The organism is Micromonospora phytophila, from assembly GCF_023656545.1.
Classification (GTDB): Bacteria; Actinomycetota; Actinomycetes; order Mycobacteriales; family Micromonosporaceae; genus Micromonospora; species Micromonospora phytophila.
The window spans coordinates 1-2,696 of sequence record NZ_JAMOKF010000511.1; the positions used below are offsets into that span (position 1 = coordinate 1).

The following is a 2,696-nucleotide window of genomic DNA, read 5'->3' on the forward strand; positions in this document are numbered from 1 at the left end:
CGGCGGAGGCCGGGACGACGCCGGGCCGGCGCCGACCGGCCCGCCACCCACCAGCCGGCGGCGAGCCGGGCCGGGCGCAACCTGCCGGCCGCCATCGCGGTCGGCCTCGGCCTCGGCGCCCTGATCGTGGTGCCGCTCTTCCTCTACCGACCCGCCTTCCTGCTGGTGGTGGCCGCCGCGGTGGGGGTCGGTATCTGGGAGATGGCCCGGGCGGTACGGCGCAGCGGCGCCCACCCGCCGCTGGTGCCGTTGATCGCCGGCGGGGTGCTCACCGTCGGGCTGGCGTGGTTCGCCGGTCCCGACGCGCTCAGCCTCGGCCTGCTGGTGACGGTGCTGGGGACGATGGTCTGGCGGCTCGGCGACGGGCCGGGCGGCTTCCAACGGGACCTGACCGCGGCCACCCTGATCGCCGTGTACGTGCCGTTCCTCGGCGGGTTCGCCGCGCTCCTCGCGGCGGTGCCCGACGACGGCCACCTGCGGGTGCTGGTGACCATCGTCGCGGTGGTGCTCTCCGACACCGGCGGGTACGCGGCCGGCGTCTCCTTCGGCAAGCATCCGATGGCGCCCTCGGTGAGCCCGAAGAAGTCCTGGGAGGGCTTCGCCGGCTCGGTCACCGCCGCGGCGGCGGGCAGCGCCCTGCTGATCTGGGTGCTCTTCGACGTGGCCCCCTGGTGGGGTGCGCTCTTCGGGCTGGCGGTCTCCTGTGCCGCCGTCCTCGGTGACCTGGCCGAATCCATGATCAAGCGCGATCTCGGGGTGAAGGACATGAGCAACCTGCTCCCCGGGCACGGTGGCCTGATGGACCGGCTCGACTCGATCCTGTTCGCGGTGCCGACCGCGTACCTGCTGCTGGCGGTCTTCGCCCCGGTGGTGAACTGAGGCATGAATCACCGGGTTCTGCCGGTCCCGTCCGGGCGGCGGGGGCCGATTCGGCACCTCCGGACGGGTGCGTCCCACGGCGGGCGTGACAGACTGGACACGCCATGACGAGCCTGCCCCTGATTCCTGTCGACCCGGACGCCCAAGGCACCCGCCGGGCCGCCATGCCACCCCGACACCTCGCCGACCTCGACCTGGCCGGCCGCCGCGCCCTGGTCACCGAGCTGGGGGAGCCGGCGTTCCGCGCCAAGCAGGTCTCCACCCACTACTTCGGCCGCCTCGTGCGCGACCCGGAGCAGATGACCGACCTGCCGGCGGCGACCCGGGAGAAGCTCGCCGACCAGCTCCTGCCCCGGCTGCTGACGCCGGTGCGCGAGCTGGCCTGCGACGACGGCGCGACCCGCAAGGCGCTCTGGCGGCTGCACGACGGCTCGCTGGTGGAGAGCGTGCTGATGGGCTACCCCGACCGGGTGACCGTCTGCATCTCCAGCCAGGCCGGCTGCGGCATGGCCTGCCCGTTCTGCGCCACCGGCCAGGCGGGGCTGACCCGCAACCTCTCCACCGCGGAGATCGTCGACCAGGCGGTCTACCTCGCCGGCGTGGCCGCCTCCGGCGCGGTGGCCGGGTCGCCCCCGCGGTTGTCCCACGTGGTCTTCATGGGCATGGGCGAGCCACTGGCCAACTACTCCCGGGTGGTCGGCGCGATCCGCCGGCTGGTCGAGCCGGCCCCGGAGGGGCTCGGTCTGTCCCAGCGGCACATCACCGTTTCCACGGTCGGGCTGGTTCCGGCCATCCGCCGACTGGCCAGCGAAGACCTCTCAGTGACCCTTGCGCTGTCGTTGCACGCCCCCGATGATGATCTGCGCGACGAACTCGTGCCGGTCAACCAGCGCTGGAAGGTGTCCGAGGTGCTGGACGCGGCGTGGGACTACGCCGACCGCACAGGGCGCCGCGTGTCGATCGAATACGCGATGATCAAGAACGTGAACGACCAGCCGTGGCGAGCTGACCTGCTCGGTCGGCTGTTGGCCGGCAAGTTGGCCCACGTGAACCTCATCCCGCTCAACCCGACTCCGGGCAGCCGCTGGGACGCCAGCCCGAAGCCGGTCGAGCGGGAGTTCGTCCGGCGGTTGCGCGACGCCGGGGTGTCCACCACGGTGCGGGACACCCGGGGGCGCGAGATCGACGGAGCATGTGGGCAGCTCGCCGCCGCCGAGGACAGGGACACCGACCGGGCCGGGGAGACCACCGCGTGACCGGGCGTAGCGAACGAGACCAGGAGACATAGTGGCGAGTCAGGGTCAGCGTTTCCGGCGCAAGGCGCTCCGCCGGGGATACAAGGTCGACGAGGTGGACGCCTTCCTGGACCGGGTCGAGGCGACGCTCGCCGGTCAGCCGGTCGGCGCGCCCGTCGCCTCCCAGGAGGTCCACGACGTCGTCTTCCGGGTCCGCTTCAACGGCTACGACGAGTGGCAGGTCGACCTGCACCTGGACCGGGTCGAGCGGCAGCTGGCCGAGCTGGAGGAGCGCGGTGGCGTCGCCGGCCGCGGCGGCGACCCCCGGATGTCCGACCGGCTCGGCCCGCCGGACCGGATGGGCCCCCCGATGCGGGACGACCGCGGCATGTCGCCGGTACCGCAGCCGATGCCGCCCCGGGTGATGCCGGCGCAGGCCGGCCCGCCCGCCGACCGCTACGGCCGCTACGACGAGCCGACCGGCGCCTACGCCGGTGGCTACGACGCCCCCCGGGGCGGCTACGAACCGCCGCGCGGCCCGGGCGGCCCCGGCCCGGCTCCGATGGGGCCGGGCGCCCCGAT

The 2,696-nt window shown here is 73.9% G+C and carries 3 protein-coding genes; all 3 read left to right on the plus strand.

What is annotated here, in order from left to right; genetic code table 11:
• A partial coding sequence (locus NCC78_RS30525) for a phosphatidate cytidylyltransferase (RefSeq protein ID WP_250798866.1) occupies positions 1 to 879 on the plus strand: 879 nt, incomplete at its 5' end.
• A 104-nt stretch (positions 880 to 983) separates the two neighbouring features.
• The gene (gene rlmN / locus NCC78_RS30530) at positions 984 to 2,135 is read left to right on the plus strand and encodes a dual-specificity RNA methyltransferase RlmN (RefSeq protein ID WP_250798867.1); all 1,152 of its coding nucleotides are present in this window, start codon (positions 984 to 986) and stop codon (positions 2,133 to 2,135) included.
• Positions 2,136 to 2,166: 31 nt separating this feature from the next.
• On the plus strand, positions 2,167 to 2,696 hold a 530-nt coding region (locus NCC78_RS30535), incomplete at its 3' end, for a DivIVA domain-containing protein (protein ID WP_250798868.1).